This window comes from Thalassobacter sp. 16PALIMAR09, from assembly GCF_000765485.1.
GTDB classification, from domain to species: Bacteria; Pseudomonadota; Alphaproteobacteria; order Rhodobacterales; family Rhodobacteraceae; genus Thalassobacter; species Thalassobacter stenotrophicus.
Map to the genome: position 1 here is coordinate 223,846 of NZ_JHAK01000003.1, position 15,414 is coordinate 239,259.

Below are 15,414 nucleotides of genomic sequence, written 5' to 3' on the forward strand. Positions count from 1 at the left end.
TTATGTCTCCGTCAGTCGGGTCACGCTGAGCAGGGCCAGCGCGAACAGTTTGAGGATGCAGGGCAGGCCCGCATAGAGCAGTGTCAGGGTCATCAGGGCGTCCGGCGTGTTGGTCATGCCAGCCTGAAATCCGTTAACCTCTAGGATTGGAAGTAGTGTGATCGCAGCAATTGCGAGCGTGAACTTGGACACAAACGACCAAAGGCCAAAGCCGTTGCCTGCGTTTGGGGCGATTTTCGCCATGTGGCGCGCGAATATCGCGGGTAAAAGCGTGAGGTCCGCACCCAAGGTCGCGCCGGAGGCCACGCAGATCACCGCGAACAGTGCGGTGTCGCCCGCCCCTAGCGTGAGGGCAAAGGCAAAGGTCGCAATCGCGAGCACCATCCCCGCAAGGAGCATTGGCTTGGGGCCGTAGCGCTCCGCGAGGCGGCCCCACATGGGGGCTGACAGTGCCGCGGCGAGAAAGAACAAGAGCAGCAAAGGCCCTTCCATGCCGGGGGCATCAAGGCGGCTTTCGACGAAGAACAAGAACAGGGTTGAGGTCACGGCGACAGGGGCCGCGTTAAGGAGTGCAATCAGTAGGAGCCGTCGCGCGGTGGCATCGCGTAGGATGTCGCCCATGGGGGTGCTGGGTGCTGTTGCCTCGGACCGCCATTCATTCCGCATCAGCCAAAGGGCCAACAGCGTGAGACCCGCGAAGAGGCCCGCATATGCCATAAAGGGCGCGCCACTAAACGCCAGAGCCACAGGCGCCACGGAGGCCACGCAGACACCGATCAACGCACCCGTTTCGCGCCATGTCGCAAGGCGAACGTGGCCGTCGCCCATCACATTCGCCTTTAGAACGCCCTGGGCGTAGAACGAGATCGTCAGCAGTGAGAACCCCGAAAACAACCCTGCGAGCGTGAGGGCAAACCACCATATTGCGTCGATGGGGGGCGTCACGGCGAATAGCCCCCACATCGAGATTGCCATCACGATACCGCCCAGTGCCACCAGTGCCGGGCGGTACTTTCGACCAGCCTCAGAGAGCCAGCCAAAAAACGGGTCTTGGATCACGTCGATCAGGCGCAGGAAAAACAGGACCGTGGCCAGCGCGCCCAGCGATACGCCGTAGCTGTCCACGTAGAACTTGGGCGCGTGGATATAGATGGGCAAGCCGGCCGCCGACAACACGGCGGCAAACACCGCGTAGCGGGGCAAGCCAAGCGCGCGGGCGGATGTCACCGCGACACCTCCTCCGGGGGAGGGGTGGGGCGTGTGCGAAACCGCGCGCCCTTCCACCACAGCTTGAGCGCCTGCCAATGGATCAGGGCCATCACCCGTCGCGCGCCAAGGGGGCGACGTAGGGCGGCAAATGCCAAACCCTTGGAGGTCAGCTGCTGACGCTTGCCGCAGAGCGTCGCGATCAGCCCGCCTTTGCCGCCTGAATAGTCGATCCAGATGCCGATGCGTTCATCGGTGATGTTAAAGCGGAAGGTGTAATCGCCTTCGATTTTTTGGAAGGGCGAGACGTAGAATATCTTGGTCGCGTGCATCTCTGTCTCGGCTGTGATCGGAGACAGGTTGTCGGTGTGGCACAGGTACGAATGGCGGTCACCGTAGGTGTTGCTGACCTCTGCGATGACCACGCGCAGCTCGTTTTCGACGTCGTAGCAAAGCCAGAACGAAACAGGGTTGAACACATACCCAAACATGCGCGGTTGGGTCAGAAGCAGGGTTTTGCCCCGCTGGAATTGCAAGCCATAGGCTTGCAGCACCTGATTGACCCAACTCAGCCCGCGCCCTTCGCCGCGCTGGCCGCCGTGATCGGCGTCGTAGACCGCCGCAAGGTTGCGACGGTTACGCGAAAACAGCGCGGGCAGGGGGCCTTCGTCCTCTAGGTCTAGCAGGACGTAGTCGATTGAATACTTGAACGCATTCTCGACCGCGCCTTTGCGCCCGTGCCAGGTGTGCCCCGGAATATGTTCCAGGACGCGGGTCATTCGGCAGCCATGGCCACGCTGGTTGCGTCCAGCGCCTGCACGACGTCATAGGCCGAGGCGTAGCCGTCTTCATGGAAACCGTTGCGCATCCACGCGCCGCAGAACCATGTGTTAGCGGTGCCGTTTGTAGCCTTGATCCGCTCTACGGCGGCAGTCATCGCGAGGTCGTAGATCGGGTGGGCGAAATCAACTTCATCGTAGATCAATTCTTCCCGGATGGGGGCCTGTGAATTGAGCGTAACGAGCAACAGGTCATCGTGGGGGATGGGTTGAAGCGAGTTCATCCAGTAGGTCAGGTCGATCTTGTCGCCCTCTTTGTCCGCAGCCTCGGTGTAGACCCAGCTGGCCCAACAGGATTTCCGCTTGGGCATCGTATTGGGGTCAGCGTGTAGCGTGGCGCGGTTGGGCTGGTAGCGTACCGCGCTGAGGTTGTCGCGTTCGGTCGGCGTGGCATCGGACAGCATCGCGAGGGTCTGGTCGGAGTGGGTGGCAAAGATCACCTCATCATAGACCTTCCATTCATCACCCTTGGCTTTGATCTCGACCCCGCCGCCGGGGATACGTTTGACCGCATTCACAGGCGTGGATTTGCGGATCGCCACAGCGCGGGATTTTAGCGCGTGTTCCAAACGGCGCACATATTCAATCGAGCCGCCATCCACGGTGTACCACTGGTGCTGGCCTGTGGTGGACATAAGCGCATGGTTTTTGAAGAACTTGACCAAAGCCTGCGCAGGGAAGTCCATGACGTTTTGTGTCGGCGTGGACCAGATCGCGCCGGACATCGGGGCCAAATACCAATCCCGAAAGCCTTGGCTGAGCCGCAGTTGATCGCACAGCTCATTGAGCGTGATGTCGGGGTCTTTTGCGACGTGATCGGCGTTGTTGTTGAATTTGAAAATATCCGCGACCATGCGCAGGAACTTGGGTGAGACGATGTTGCTGCGCGTTGCAAACAGCGAATCGAGCGATTGCAGCCCGTATTCCATCGCGCCACCGCCAAAGGATGCGCCAAAGGACATGTTTGATTTGGCAACAGGCACATCCAGTTCCGCAAACAGGCGCGTCAGGTGGGGGTAGTTGGCGTAGTTGTAGACGATAAAGCCTGTGTCCACGGCTTGGTCGCCGCGTTTGCCAGCCATCACGGTGCGTGCATGCCCGCCGATGCGCCCCTCTGCTTCGTAAAGCGTGACGGAGTGTGTTTGGCTAAGGTGATAGGCCGCAGCCATCCCTGATATCCCGCCGCCCACGATAGCGATCCGTTTGGGTGCAAAGGTGTCAACTTCAAATGGCACTGGTCGTCCTCTCACTGTCTAGTTCCGTTTACATGTACGTCATGGGTTCGGAATTGGTTCAGTTTTTTTTGCTATTTTTGAATTTTTCTTATGAAGAGTGATCCGGTTGAGTGCCACTCGCGTAATAAGATTATGTTGATTGCTGTGACACAAAGTCGGATGATGTGGCCTGAGCCTGCGGAACTCCCCGCTGGTCGGGACCGAAAGCACGCGCCGACCGTGACACATGCAAAGACAGACGAAGCGCACTGGGTTGCGCGGTTGGTAGCTGTTGGCACCAACAGGGATCAGGCGGCTTTTGCCGAGCTGTTTCGTCACTATGCCCCGCGTGTGAAGGCGTTTTTGATCAAATCAGGTGCTGATCATGCAATGGCAGAAGAGTGCATGCAGGACGTGATGGCGACCCTGTGGCGCAAGTCGCATTTGTATGATCCGGGGCGTGCATCTGTGGCCACGTGGATTTTCACGATCGCGCGGAACCGACGCATCGATATGATTCGAAAGTCGCGCCGACCCGAGCCAGAAGAGCTGCCTTGGGGCCCTGAGGCGGCTCCGGAGCAAGCGGATGTTCTCGCATTACAACAAGACAGCGCGCGGCTCGCCGAGGCGTTGAAACAACTTCCCGAAAAACAGCGCTATTTGGTAGAGCGCGCGTTTTTTGGTGACATGACACATAGCGAAATCGCCGCAGAGACAGGTTTGCCCCTTGGCACAATCAAGTCGCGGATTAGATTGGCGATTGAAAGATTGCGCCATTCGATGGGCGCGGAGGCATAGAACGACATGATCACACATCATATTCCTGATGATTTGCTAATGGGGTACGCGGCTGGCGGATTGTCAGAAGCGTTTGACCTTGTTGTGGCGTCGCATGTCTCGCTCAACGATGATGCCCGTGCGCGTCTGTCCAGTTTCGAAGCGCTTGGCGGCGCGGTCCTTGAGGGGGCCGAGACTGCTGAGTTGGCGGATGACAGCTTTGAGGCGACGATGGCACGGATCATGGGCACTGCCCCTGCGGACACCGTACGCGAAGAGGCGAAGGCACCTGCGCGCCACGCGACCTTCCCCAAGTGCCTGCGCGACTATGTGGGTGGTGACACCGATGCCGTGCAGTGGCGACCCGTGGGTATGGGCGTCAAACAGGCGGTGCTGCCGACTGGGGATGGTGAGGCGACCGCGCGTTTGCTGTATATCCCAGCGGGTCAGGCAATGCCCGACCACGGGCACAACGGGGTTGAGGTTACACTGGTTCTGCAAGGCGCGTTTATCGACGAAGATGGTCGGTTTGCACGCGGCGACATTGAAGTCGCGACCCAAGAGACGGAGCATACGCCCGTTGCCGACATCGGTGAGGATTGTATTTGTCTTGTGGTGACCGATGCGCCTTTGCGCTTTAACGGCCTTTTGCCCAAAATCGCTCAGAAAATCCTGCGCATTTAACCCCTCATGACGTTTGAGCTATGGGCCGCGTTCGCGGTGTTCTGGGCGCTGTTCGTCACGACGCCTGGGCCCAATGCGGTGAACTGTATTACCGTTGGCATGCACGTCGGGCTGCCGCGCGCGTTCATCACCGTTGGCGCAATCATGCTGCAAGCATTGCTGTTCATGTGGGCTGCCGCCCTTGGATTGGCGGCGTTGATCGTGGCGACCCCCAATCTGTTCTTTGCACTGCAAATTGCAGGTGCCGCGTTGCTGGTTTGGATCGGGCTGCGCGCATTCCGGATGGCCGGACGCCCGCCTGTGGTATCGGACCAACGGGGCGGCTTGTTTTGGCGCGCGTTTTGGATTGCGACGATTAATGCCAAATCCTTGGCAGGCTACATCGCGGCGTTTAGCCAGTTTTTGGACCCAGCGCGCCCTGTCATGGGACAGATGGCTTTCATTATGCCAACCGCACTTAGCCTCACGGCGCTGAGTTACGCAGGCTTCACAACACTTGGGGCGATGTTGGGCCGGGCTGCGCTGGGCGCGGTGTTTCACACGGCATTTCGACGGGTCATGGCCGTGTGTTTCATCGGCTACGGGCTTGCGTTGTTCGCGCTGGCGATCATGGGATGAGCCGCTTTGCCCCCACCCTGCGGGAGCATCGGTTTCGCGTGGCCGTGTCACTGGCTGCCTTCGCGTTTATCGGGTTCGTGATGTTTGGGGACGGTGTGCCCGACTGGCGTTGGCTCGAACTTGCGGTCTATGCTGGGATGTTTTTCGCGTGGCTCGGCGGATCGTCGGCCTATGCGCTTTGGCGCGCAGGCCAGTAGACACCATGCCCCATGCGCGGTAGGGCGACGCCATGAGCAGCGAATACAACCCGCCCACAGACCCCATTCCCGTCATCTATCATGACGATGACATCCTTTTGGTGGATAAGCCCGAAGGGCTTTTGTCCGTGCCCGGTCGGGGTGAGCATTTGGCCGATTGCCTGTTGTCGCGGCTACAGGACATGTTCCCTGAGGTGCTTTTGTGTCACCGGCTGGACCGGGATACATCGGGGATTATGATCTTTGCGCTGACCAAGCTCGCGCAACGCAAACTGGGTCGCGCGTTTGAGACAAAGCGCGTCAAGAAGCGCTATATTGCTCGCGTCTGGGGTGAGGTCGCGGAGCCGAAGGGCACCATTGATCTGCCTTTGATCGTTGATTGGCCGAACCGTCCCTTGCAGCACGTGAACCACGAAACAGGGAAACCTGCGGTCACCGATTGGGAGCGGATGGAGGTCGTGGACGGCACCACCCGCATGAAGCTGATGCCGCGCACTGGCCGTAGCCACCAGCTGCGCGTGCACATGCTGGCGCTAGGTCACCCCATTTTGGGCGATCCGTTCTATGCGGACGGGCCTGCGCTCGCGTTTCCGCGCATGATGCTCCATGCTGAGGGGCTCAAGCTGGAACATCCGATCACGGGCAAGATGGAGCGTTTTGAGGCGCCTTGCCCGTACTAGGCAGCTTTGCCTTTGGCGGCTTGATCAGGGCGCAAAAAGACCGGCTCTAGCGGGGTAGATTGCGCGGGCTGATATGCGTAGCCCCCGGCCGTGAACGCCGCAAGGTCGGCGGGGTCAGTGATGCGGGTTTCAACCAGGAACCGGGCAAGCGCGCCGCGTGCCTGTTTGGCATAAAAACTGATGACCTTGGCACCGCCCGGTTTGTCCTCAAGGAACTTTGGGGTGATCACGGCGGGCTTCAGCGCCCTGGTATCAACAGCGCCAAAATACTCCTGCGAGGCGCAGTTCAGAAGATGTGTGGCCCCGGTTTCGGCCGCTTGTGCGTTCAGCGCATCAGCCAGTTTTGTGCCCCAATATGCGTATAGCGTTTTGCCGTTGGGGTTAGCCAACCGGCTCCCCATTTCGAGCCGGTAGGGGCGCGCTTCATCCAGCGGACGCAGCAACCCGTAGAGCCCAGACAAGATGCGCAAATGATCTTGGGCGTGGCGCAAGGCGTCCTCAGAGAGGGTGGTCGCGTCGAGCCCGGTGTATGTGTCCCCATCGAACATCAGCGCGGCAGGCGCCGTGTCCTGTGCCGCGAAATCCGCAAACCGGTCTGCGTTCAGCTTTGCAAGGTTTTCACTGATGTGCATCAGCTTTTGCAGCTGTGGCACCGACAGATCGCGCGCGATCTGGGTTAATTCAGCGACCTCTTGGGGGAACTGCGGTTGCGTCAGCGGCAGCGTGGTCGTGCGGCTGGTGTCTAGCTTCTTTGCGGGCGACAGCACTGTGAGCATGGGGATCTCCTCTCTGGTGTCTTATAGATAAGGGCTGAGGGGCTGAGGTCTAGCGCGATTGCAAAACTTCGAGAAACGCTGCGCCAAAGCGTTCTGCGTGACGGTCGCCCAAAATGCGGGCAATCTGGCTCGCGTCGGCGGGCGCGGTGGCGACTTTGGCCAGCATTGAGGACGAGCATGAAAGCGGTTTTTGCGTACCGTCGTCGCCGCGCATCAGGTCGGCTTGTACGCTCAGCAGCGCGTCATAGACATCGCCCTCGGAGCGCCCAGCCAATTTGCGCCGCGCGGGGTGGACACTGGCAGTATGCTCGCCCGTTATTACCTCTAGGAAATGACTTCCATATTTTTCGAGCTTTTTGGCCCCAACCCCCCCGATGCGCGCCATCGCGTCTAGGCTCATTGGGCGGGTTTCGGCCATCTCGATCAGGGTGCGGTCGTTAAAGATCATGTAGGCAGGCAGGCTTTCGGCGTCCGCAAGGGCGCGGCGCTTGGCCTTAAGCGCCGAAAGCAAGGGCGCGTCCTCTTCACTGACCAAGGCTTTGACGGCGGGGCGACGGTCTGCGGTCTTGAGGGTGTCGCGGCGTAGAGTGATGTTGGCCTCACCCCGCAGAATAGGACGAGCGGCTTGGGTCATGCGGAACGCGCCGTGGCGTTCAGGATCGGGGCGGATCAGGTCTTGGCCCATCATTTGCCGAAAGATCGCCTGCCAGATGGGCTTTGAATGTTCTCGCCCGACGCCAAAGGTTGGCAGAGCGTCATGGCCACGTTGGCAGATGCGGTCCGTGGCGTTGCCCAGCAGAATGTCGATCAGGTGGCCCGCGCCAAACCGTTCGTCCGTGCGCAATATCGCCGACAGGGCCTTGCGCACTGAGGTTGTGGCATCAAACAGGTCGGGGGGTGTTTCGCACAGATCACAGTTCCCGCAGGTGACTTCGGTTTCGCCAAAGTAGGCGAGGAGGCTTTTGCGACGACATTCGTGGGCCTCCGCCAGCCCCAAAAGCGCGTTGAGCCGCGCATGATCTGCGAATTTCATTTCAGGCGGGGCGAGACCCTCATCAATCTGTTGGCGACGAAAGCGAATATCGTCGCTGCCGTACAATGTCAGGGTATCGGCGGGCGCGCCATCACGACCGGCGCGGCCGATTTCTTGGTAATAGGCTTCGACAGATTTGGGCAGGTCCGCATGCGCAACCCAACGGATATCGGGTTTGTCGATGCCCATCCCGAACGCGATGGTCGCCACGACGATCAGCCCATCTTCGGCCTGAAAACGGCGCTCAACGATGCGGCGATCGTCGGCTTCCATACCGCCGTGATAATGACAGGCGGAATGCCCGGCTTCGCGCAGCGCCCTTGCAAGGCTTTCGGTCTTGTTGCGGGTGCCGCAATAGACAATGCCCGACTGCCCTTTGCGGGCGGCGGCAAAGCCAAGGATCTGGTTCCGGGGGCTGTCTTTGGCGGCAAAGGCCAGCGTCAGGTTGGGGCGGTCAAAGCCGTGCAGAAACGTCTCGGGCGGGGTGCCGTCGAACAAGCGGGTTACGATTTCTTCCCGGGTCTCTGCATCTGCGGTCGCGGTAAAAGCGGCCAAAGGCACGTCGAGTGTTTTGCGCAATTCGCCGATGCGCAGGTAGTCGGGGCGGAAATCGTGGCCCCATTGACTGACGCAGTGGGCTTCATCCACGGCGATAAGGTTGCAGCCCGCGCGTTTGAGCATCCGCTCTGTGCCTGAGGATGCCAACCGTTCCGGCGCGATATAGAGCAGTTTGAGCGTCCCGGCCTCAATCGCGTTCCAGACGGCGTCAGTTTCTTCCTCGGTGTTGCCAGAGGTCAGGGCGCCCGCGACAACGCCCGCCTCCTGCAAGGCGCGCACTTGATCGCGCATCAATGCAATCAGGGGCGAAATGACGACGGTGATCCCCTCTCGGCAGAGGGCAGGCAGTTGGAAACACAGACTTTTGCCACCGCCCGTTGGCATGATCGCGAGCGTATTTTTGCCGCCAAGAACGGCTTCTACGATGTCCTCCTGCCCCGGGCGAAAGGCAGAGAATCCAAAAACGGACGCAAGAAGCTCGGTCGGGCTTGGCGTTGTGTGGGGCATGGGCCTCAGGATCAGAAGATGTGCTCGATTTTCTATGAATCTTTCACATTAACAGCCCGTGAACAAGGCTTGCGCCGCGACAGTTTGCGCGACTTTTTGATGTGTTTTTCTTAAGTTTACTCTTTCGCGGGGGGCGTACGGCGCTTAAGTCCATGTGCACCTTTAACAAAAGGGGATCAGTTATGACCCTGCTTAAATCTGCCTTCATCGGAGCCCTCCTGCTCAGCACTTCGGGCGCGTTCGCCCAAGAGGTGACGCTGCGGTTCCAACACTTCGTCTCGCCTGCGTCTGCGAACCCCAAACACTTTATGCAGCCTTGGGCTGACAAGGTTGAGGCGGATTCCGGCGGGCGTATCAAGGTTGAATTGTACCCCTTCATGCAGTTGGGCGGTGGTGCCGCTGAGATGTATGACCTGATCGCGGATGGCGCGGTGGATGGTGGTTGGGTGATCCCCGGATACCAACCGGGCCGTTTCCCCGAGGCCGAGGCGCTTGAGCTGCCGTTTATGGTCACGAAATCCGGCGAAGAGGCGTCTATGGCCGCGTGGGATTTCACCCAAGAGCACCTGATGGATGATTTTGCGGATGTGCATCTGCTTGCGGCGCACATGCATGGGCCCGGGATCGTTCACAAAACGGGCCCCGGTATTCAAGCGGTGTCAGATTTTGAAGGTCTCAACCTGCGTGGCCCTTCGCGGGCTGCGACGCTGTTTTTGGATAAACTAGGCGCGAACCCAATCGGCATGCCTGTCCCAGCCTTTCCCGAGGCGCTGTCCAAAGGTGTTTTGGACGGCGGTGTGATCACCTATGAAATGTCGCCCTCGCTCAAGCTGGACGAGTTGACCGATAGTCACACAGACGTTGCAGGTGAAAAGTCGCTTTATAATCTGTTCTTTATTTGGGCGATGAACAAAGACAGCTATGCCGCGTTGCCAGATGACCTGAAGGCCGTGATCGATGCCAATTCGGGGGCGATGGCCTCTGCTTGGGCTGGTCGTGCCCATGATACGGGCGATAAAGAGGGCCGTCAGGTCCTAGTTGATGCGGGCAATGAGCTTGCCGAAATCTCTGCCGAAACCACGGCCCAGATGGTGGCACTAGGCGATGAGGTCATTGCTGAGTGGATCGCTGATGTCACGGCCAAGGGTCTTGATGGTGCTGGTTTGGTCGCATCGGCGCGGGCCAAGGTTGCCGCGAACCGTTTGCCGGTCAACTAGTCGGTTTTCTGCACAAAGGTGATCAGCGTTTCGCCGTAGCGGCGCTGGTCAACCTGCTCAAAGCCCCCGGGAACCTCGGGGGCTTTTGCGTCTTCCCAGACCAACATCGCGCCGGGGGCGATCCAGTCGTTCAGGGCTGTGACCGCAGCCTCACCCAATGATTTGCCATAGGGCGGATCAAGGAACACGAGGTCAAAGGGCGCGCCGGGGCAGGGGCCTGCCTTGCGTGCATCGCGGGGGATGACCTGTGCGTCTGCGCCCAGCATCTGGATGTTTTCGCGCAGGATGGCCTGCGACTTGCGCCCGTTTTCGATGAAAACTGCCGCGTCTGCGCCGCGCGACAGGGCCTCTAGGCCCAAGGCCCCGGTCCCAGCGAAAATGTCCAACACGCGGGCATCGGTGCACAGATCGCCGTGGGTGCCGTTTTGCAAAAGGTTGAATAGGCTTTCGCGGGTGCGGTCAGTCGTTGGGCGCAGGTGGGCGGCTGTGTCGCCCTTGCCCACGCTCGCCAGCCGCCGTCCGCGCCAGTTTCCGCCAATGATCCTCACGCCATGAGCGCCTTTGCATCGACGCTTGCATCCGCAACCAGAGCAGGATCGGGAGAGCGGCCAGCCTCAATCATGCGTTTGCCGACCATATAGCCGCGCGGATCGTTCATGGCATCCACGGCCAGCAACGTGTCGCCCGCGTAGTACCAATGCGACCGCGCGGTGACGCCGTCGCGCACGATGACACGGTCGTATCCGGTGTTGAGGCCTGCAATCTGTAACTTGATGTCGTATTGGTCGGACCAGAACCATGGTTTGGCCACGTACTCGACACCTGCGCCCAGTATGTTGCGGGCGACGATCTCGGCCTGATCAATGGCATTTGGGACGCTTTCGAGCCGGATACGGTGGCCGCGATAAGGGAATGAAGCGCAGTCGCCAGCAGCCCAAACGTCCGGCGCGCTGGTGCGGCCTTGGGCATCGGTCGCGATCCCGTTGTCGAGTGTCAGGCCCGCGGCCTCAGCCAATGCGGTGCCGGGTGCGATGCCTACGCCGACGATGACCATATCGCATGCCAACTCAGCCCCATCGCTGAGCCGGGCGCCGGTGACGTGGCCCTCACCGATCAGGCCATCAAGTCCCACGCCTTCGCGGATATCGACACCGTGCGCGGTATGGAGTGCGCGAAAATAGTCCGAGGTTTCGGGAGCGGCGACGCGTTGTAAAATCCGATCCGCCATCTCAACCAGTGTGACCTGCATGCCCTTTTTGGCGCAAACAGCGGCGGCCTCTAGCCCGATGTAGCCTCCACCCACGACCAAGACGCGCCCGCCTTCGGTCACATGGGGGGCCATCGCGTCAACGTCCGCCAGATCGCGTACGGTATAGACGCCGCCAAGCGCGCCACCGGCCGACGCAGGCAGCTTGCGCGGAACGGACCCTGTCGTGAGGGCAAGTTGATCGTAGCTCAGCAGCTCATCGCCTATGGCAATGGTTTTGGCGGATGTGTCGATCGCCGTGACCTGTGTGCCGAGCCGTAGGGCAATGTTGTTTTCATCATAAAAGCTCTGGGGGCGCAGGAATAAACGCTCTAGCGTCATGTCGCCCAGCAGATACGCCTTGGACAGTGGGGGGCGTTGATACGGCGGGACCGCTTCGGCACCGATCAGGGTGATGTCGCCCTCGAACCCTTCGCTGCGCAGTTTCGCCACCAAGGAGGCGCCTGCCTGCCCTGCGCCAATGACCGCAATATGCGTCATAATATGCCCTTTCACTGGCCGTGTTCCGGCCGACACCCTATATCGCTGATTACTGGAAACACAATCAGGGACGGGGATCTCTTTTATGACCATTTCAACCGGCGATGCATTGCCTGACGGCACCCTTATCAAATTGGGCGAGCAAGGCCCCGAGGCCGTTTCGGTCGCAGACCTGACCAAGGGCAAGCGCGTGGTGATCTTTGCCGTGCCCGGCGCGTTCACCCCGACCTGTTCTTCGGCGCACGTCCCGAGCTTTGTGCGCACCAAAGCGGGCTTCGCTGAAAAGGGAATCGATACGATTGTATGCGTTTCTGTGAATGACCCGTTCGTGATGAAGGCGTGGGGCGAGGCGACAGGCGCAAACGCGGCTGGCATCCACATGCTGGGCGATACGGATGGGGCGTTTACGGCGGCCCTTGGCCTGAACTTTGATGCACCACCCGCTGGTCTGCATGGGCGTTCCAGACGCTATGCAATGGTTGTGGACGACGGCAAAGTATCGGTCTTGCACATCGAAGAAGGCCCCGGTGTTTGCGAAGTCACCGCCGGTGAAAGCCTGCTGGCCGCCATCTAAGGCGCGCAGATTTGAGTGGGGCGGCGCAGGTGCGTGGCCCCATTCGCCTAAAGCGCGTCGAGTTTCGCCGCGAGGATGACGTCCAACTCGGACACGCCATCCACGTCATGGGTCGTCAGGACCACATGTACCGTTTTGTAGACGTTGGACCACTCAGGGTGGTGGTTCATGCCCTCCGCGATGATCGCGGCCTTGGTCATCCAGCCAAACGCCTCAACGAAATCCTTGAAAACGAATTGTTTCATGATGGCGTCTCGGCCATCCACTGCGGCCCAACCGGTGCGGGCGACGGCGTCTTGTAGGGGGATTTTGCTCATTGTTGCTCTTCCATAATGGTTTTCTTGAATGGGCCGTAAGAGGTCAGGATTTCGATATCCTCTGAGACGGCGGCGGCCTCAGCCTCTAGGTAGTTTGCAATAGCATCGCGCAGTCCGGGGTCCCGGATCCAGTGCAGCGAATGGGTCGGCACGGGCATGTATCCGCGCGCAAGTTTGTGGTCACCCTGCGCACCGGCTTCAACCCGTTGAAGCCCATTGTTGATCGCGAATTCAATGGCTTGGTAATAACATAGTTCAAAATGGAGGCAGGCGTGATGCTCGGTGCAGCCCCAATAGCGGCCATAGAGCGTTTTGCGACCAATCATGTTGAGCGCGCCTGCCACGTATTGCCCATCGCGCTCCGCGAGCACCAAAAGAATATCGTCGCGCAACGTTTCTTGGGCGGCGTCAAAGAATGCGCGTGTCAGGTAGGGTGTGCCCCATTTGCGCGCCCCGGTGTCTTGGTAAAACACCCAAAAGGCATCCCAGTGCTCCGGCTGGATTTGATCCCCGGTGAGGGCGACGATCCGCCCGCCAAAGGCCTGTGCTTGCGCGCGTTCCTTGCGAATGGCCTTGCGTTTGCGGGCAGCCAAAGCGGTAAGGAAATCGTCGAAATCGGCGTACCCTTGGTTAAGCCAATGGTACTGCTGTGAGGTCCGTTCCAGCAGGCCCATGTCATGGCCAGCGGCGCGCTCTGCCTCCGTGCAAAAGGTGATATGCAGGCTGCTGAGATTGTTTTGATCCGCAATCTGCACCGCCCCTTGGGTGAGGGCGGCCATGCCCGCCTCTTCAAAGCCCGGTTTCACCAAAAACCGACGCCCTGTGGCGGGGGTGAAGGGCACGGCCATCTGTAGCTTGGGGTAGTACCGGCCGCCCGCCCGTTCATAGGCTTGGGCCCAGTTGTGATCAAAGATGTATTCGCCCTGGCTATGGCCTTTTGCGTATAGTGGCGCGGTGGCAATCAATTCGCCGTCAGCGCGCGCCGTCAAATACTGTGGCTGCCACCCAGTGCCTGTGCCAACGGAACGGCTGTCCTCTAGGGCGCTGAGAAAGCGGTGCGTTGTGAACGGATCATTCGGGCGTTCACCGTCTGATGCCTCTGGGGCGGCACAGGCATCCCACTCGGTGGCGTCAATCTCGCGAAGCGATGCCAAAATACTGATTTCTATAGAGGTCTCAGACATATCACCTTTCCGCGCTACCCCACGAGAGGTGGGGCAGCAGGCGTGGGTTTCAAGCGGGAGAATAGCCCTCAAAGGTGATTTGATCGGCGATCTTCCGCGCCTCGGCCTCTTGGGTAGCGCTGCGGACGGTCCAGCACAGGATCGGGACGCCCTGAGATTTCAGCGCGTGGACGGGCGGCATGTCCAGTGCTTCGACCTCATGGCTGATGAAGCTTGCGCCAACTGTGCCAAAATCGGGGATTTCAGCCAACCTGTTGCGGATGTCTGACGTGAGTTCTGGCCAATCATCGGTGCTGTAGGCGGATGTCACAAGGCCCCGAGGGACGTTTGGAACCGCGGCGCCAAAAGCCTGCACCGAGTGGGGGTTGAAGGACATCACCGCAACGTCGCCGGTGTAATCCGAAAGGCACGCGCCCACGGCTTGTTCCAATGGGCCGACGTTCGGACCCATGAGGCCGTCTTGATCCTTGATCTCAATCAGAAGCGGAACTTTGCCGTCTACAAGGTCCAGTACATGCCGCAGTGTCGGGATCGTACCGCCCCCCGCGCTAAGGGAGATGGCGCCTAGTTCAGCGGCTGTGCGCGCAACGATAGGGCCTGTGTGGCCGGTAAGGCGCGCCAGATCATAGTCGTGAAACACCATTGCGACGCCATCCTCGCTGGGCTGAACGTCGATCTCAATCCCCAACCCAGCCGCGATAGCAGCTTGGATCGCGCCGATTGAGTTCTCGGCCCCTGCGGGACCGTGAAGCGCGCGATGTGTGATGGGCCGGCGTAAAAAGCTGCGAGGAAGGGCTGTCATTTGATGACGAAGATGCCTTCGATCTCAACCGCGACACCGAAGGGAAGTGCGGGTGAGGACACGGCTGCGCGTGCGTGTTTGCCTGCATCTCCAAGTGCTTCGGCAAAGAAGTTAGAGGCCCCGTTGATGACCTTGGGCTGATCGCCAAAATCATCAGTCGAATTTACGAAGCCACCGATTTTCACAACGCGAACAAGGCGTTCTAGATCGCCGCCGCACGCAGCTTTGACTTGCGCCAAAAGATTGATCGCGCACAGACGGGCGGCTTTTTCGCCGTCTTCAATGCTCATATCTGCGCCGAGTTTACCGCAGACCAAACCGTCCGGCCCCATGGGCAATTGGCCGGACACGTAGACCATATCGCCGTGGACCACATAGGGCACGTAGTTGGCGGCAGGCGCAGGGGCATCGGGGAGTGTGACGCCCATTTCGGCGAGTTTGGCGGTGTAGGACATGGGGTTCTCTCTTGCTGTTTCCGGGCCAC

At 59.9% G+C, this 15,414-nt stretch carries 18 protein-coding genes; 7 read left to right on the plus strand and 11 right to left on the minus strand.

The window, feature by feature from the left end; translation table 11 throughout:
- From PM04_RS08480 to PM04_RS08490, 3 genes are read right to left on the minus strand one after another with little or no spacing between them, the layout of a single operon-like run.
- Positions 1-1,227 carry an MFS transporter gene (locus tag PM04_RS08480; protein WP_038005706.1) on the minus strand — a complete coding sequence of 409 codons (1,227 nt, stop codon included), beginning with the start codon at positions 1,225-1,227 and terminating at the stop codon, positions 1-3.
- Complete coding sequence (locus PM04_RS08485) at positions 1,224-1,985, minus strand: DUF1365 domain-containing protein (protein ID WP_038005707.1); 762 nt, start codon at positions 1,983-1,985, stop codon at positions 1,224-1,226. Before PM04_RS08485 ends, PM04_RS08480 begins: the two co-directional genes overlap by 4 nt.
- Positions 1,982-3,280: an NAD(P)/FAD-dependent oxidoreductase gene (locus PM04_RS08490; RefSeq protein ID WP_038005708.1), complete on the minus strand. Its 1,299-nt coding sequence runs from the start codon at positions 3,278-3,280 to the stop codon at positions 1,982-1,984. The genes PM04_RS08485 and PM04_RS08490 overlap by 4 nt, the downstream gene beginning before the upstream one ends.
- 219 nt (positions 3,281-3,499) lie before the next feature.
- Between PM04_RS08490 and PM04_RS08495 the strand changes: the two genes are divergently transcribed.
- Genes PM04_RS08495 through PM04_RS08515 form a run of 5 tightly spaced genes read left to right on the plus strand, consistent with a single transcriptional unit; the run spans position 3,500 to position 6,215 of the window.
- Positions 3,500-4,057: a sigma-70 family RNA polymerase sigma factor gene (locus PM04_RS08495; protein ID WP_038005997.1), complete on the plus strand. Its 558-nt coding sequence runs from the start codon at positions 3,500-3,502 to the stop codon at positions 4,055-4,057.
- Positions 4,058-4,063: 6 nt separating this feature from the next.
- Positions 4,064-4,720 (plus strand): ChrR family anti-sigma-E factor, encoded by a 657-nt coding sequence (locus PM04_RS08500; protein WP_038005709.1) that lies wholly within the window; start codon positions 4,064-4,066, stop codon positions 4,718-4,720.
- A 6-nt stretch (positions 4,721-4,726) separates the two neighbouring features.
- A complete protein-coding gene (locus PM04_RS08505) occupies positions 4,727-5,338 on the plus strand; it encodes a LysE family translocator (protein ID WP_038005710.1) in 612 nt (203 codons plus the stop codon).
- Positions 5,335-5,535: a hypothetical protein gene (locus tag PM04_RS08510; RefSeq protein ID WP_038005711.1), complete on the plus strand. Its 201-nt coding sequence runs from the start codon at positions 5,335-5,337 to the stop codon at positions 5,533-5,535. Before PM04_RS08505 ends, PM04_RS08510 begins: the two co-directional genes overlap by 4 nt.
- Before the next feature lie 32 nt (positions 5,536-5,567).
- Positions 5,568-6,215: an RluA family pseudouridine synthase gene (locus tag PM04_RS08515; protein ID WP_038005712.1), complete on the plus strand. Its 648-nt coding sequence runs from the start codon at positions 5,568-5,570 to the stop codon at positions 6,213-6,215.
- On the opposite strand, the gene yaaA is transcribed toward PM04_RS08515, so the two are convergent.
- Together yaaA and recQ are read right to left on the minus strand one after the other, a co-directional pair.
- Positions 6,212-6,991, minus strand: a complete 780-nt coding sequence (yaaA, locus tag PM04_RS08520) for a peroxide stress protein YaaA (RefSeq protein WP_038005713.1) — start codon at positions 6,989-6,991, stop codon at positions 6,212-6,214. The genes PM04_RS08515 and yaaA overlap by 4 nt on opposite strands.
- A 49-nt stretch (positions 6,992-7,040) precedes the next feature.
- A complete protein-coding gene (gene recQ, locus PM04_RS08525; protein WP_038005714.1) occupies positions 7,041-9,089 on the minus strand; it encodes a DNA helicase RecQ in 2,049 nt (682 codons plus the stop codon).
- 182 nt (positions 9,090-9,271) lie between these two features.
- On the opposite strand from recQ, the gene PM04_RS08530 reads away from it, so the two are divergent.
- Positions 9,272-10,306 (plus strand): TRAP transporter substrate-binding protein, encoded by a 1,035-nt coding sequence (locus tag PM04_RS08530; protein ID WP_038005715.1) that lies wholly within the window; start codon positions 9,272-9,274, stop codon positions 10,304-10,306.
- Here PM04_RS08530 and rsmD read toward each other — a convergent pair.
- Together rsmD and PM04_RS08540 are read right to left on the minus strand one after the other, a co-directional pair.
- The gene (gene rsmD / locus PM04_RS08535; protein ID WP_038005716.1) at positions 10,303-10,854 is read right to left on the minus strand and encodes a 16S rRNA (guanine(966)-N(2))-methyltransferase RsmD; all 552 of its coding nucleotides are present in this window, start codon (positions 10,852-10,854) and stop codon (positions 10,303-10,305) included. The two genes, PM04_RS08530 and rsmD, sit on opposite strands and share 4 nt — an antisense overlap.
- Positions 10,851-12,053, minus strand: a complete 1,203-nt coding sequence (locus tag PM04_RS08540) for an NAD(P)/FAD-dependent oxidoreductase (RefSeq protein WP_038005717.1) — start codon at positions 12,051-12,053, stop codon at positions 10,851-10,853. The genes rsmD and PM04_RS08540 overlap by 4 nt, the downstream gene beginning before the upstream one ends.
- Positions 12,054-12,138: 85 nt before the next feature.
- Here PM04_RS08540 and PM04_RS08545 point away from each other — a divergent pair, with 85 nt between their 5' ends.
- Positions 12,139-12,627: a peroxiredoxin gene (locus PM04_RS08545; protein ID WP_038005718.1), complete on the plus strand. Its 489-nt coding sequence runs from the start codon at positions 12,139-12,141 to the stop codon at positions 12,625-12,627.
- A 47-nt stretch (positions 12,628-12,674) separates the two neighbouring features.
- Here PM04_RS08545 and PM04_RS08550 read toward each other — a convergent pair whose 3' ends face one another.
- From PM04_RS08550 to PM04_RS08565, 4 genes are read right to left on the minus strand one after another with little or no spacing between them, the layout of a single operon-like run.
- On the minus strand, positions 12,675-12,944 hold the full coding sequence (locus PM04_RS08550; RefSeq protein WP_052068351.1) for a 4a-hydroxytetrahydrobiopterin dehydratase: 270 nt from the start codon (positions 12,942-12,944) through the stop codon (positions 12,675-12,677).
- Positions 12,941-14,128, minus strand: coding sequence for a GNAT family N-acetyltransferase (locus PM04_RS08555; protein WP_038005719.1), 1,188 nt, complete (start codon positions 14,126-14,128; stop codon positions 12,941-12,943). Before PM04_RS08555 ends, PM04_RS08550 begins: the two co-directional genes overlap by 4 nt.
- A 49-nt stretch (positions 14,129-14,177) precedes the next feature.
- Positions 14,178-14,930 (minus strand): glycerophosphodiester phosphodiesterase family protein, encoded by a 753-nt coding sequence (locus tag PM04_RS08560; RefSeq protein WP_038005720.1) that lies wholly within the window; start codon positions 14,928-14,930, stop codon positions 14,178-14,180.
- The gene (locus tag PM04_RS08565; protein WP_038005721.1) at positions 14,927-15,385 is read right to left on the minus strand and encodes a RidA family protein; all 459 of its coding nucleotides are present in this window, start codon (positions 15,383-15,385) and stop codon (positions 14,927-14,929) included. Before PM04_RS08565 ends, PM04_RS08560 begins: the two co-directional genes overlap by 4 nt.
- Positions 15,386-15,414: the final 29 nt, after the last annotated feature.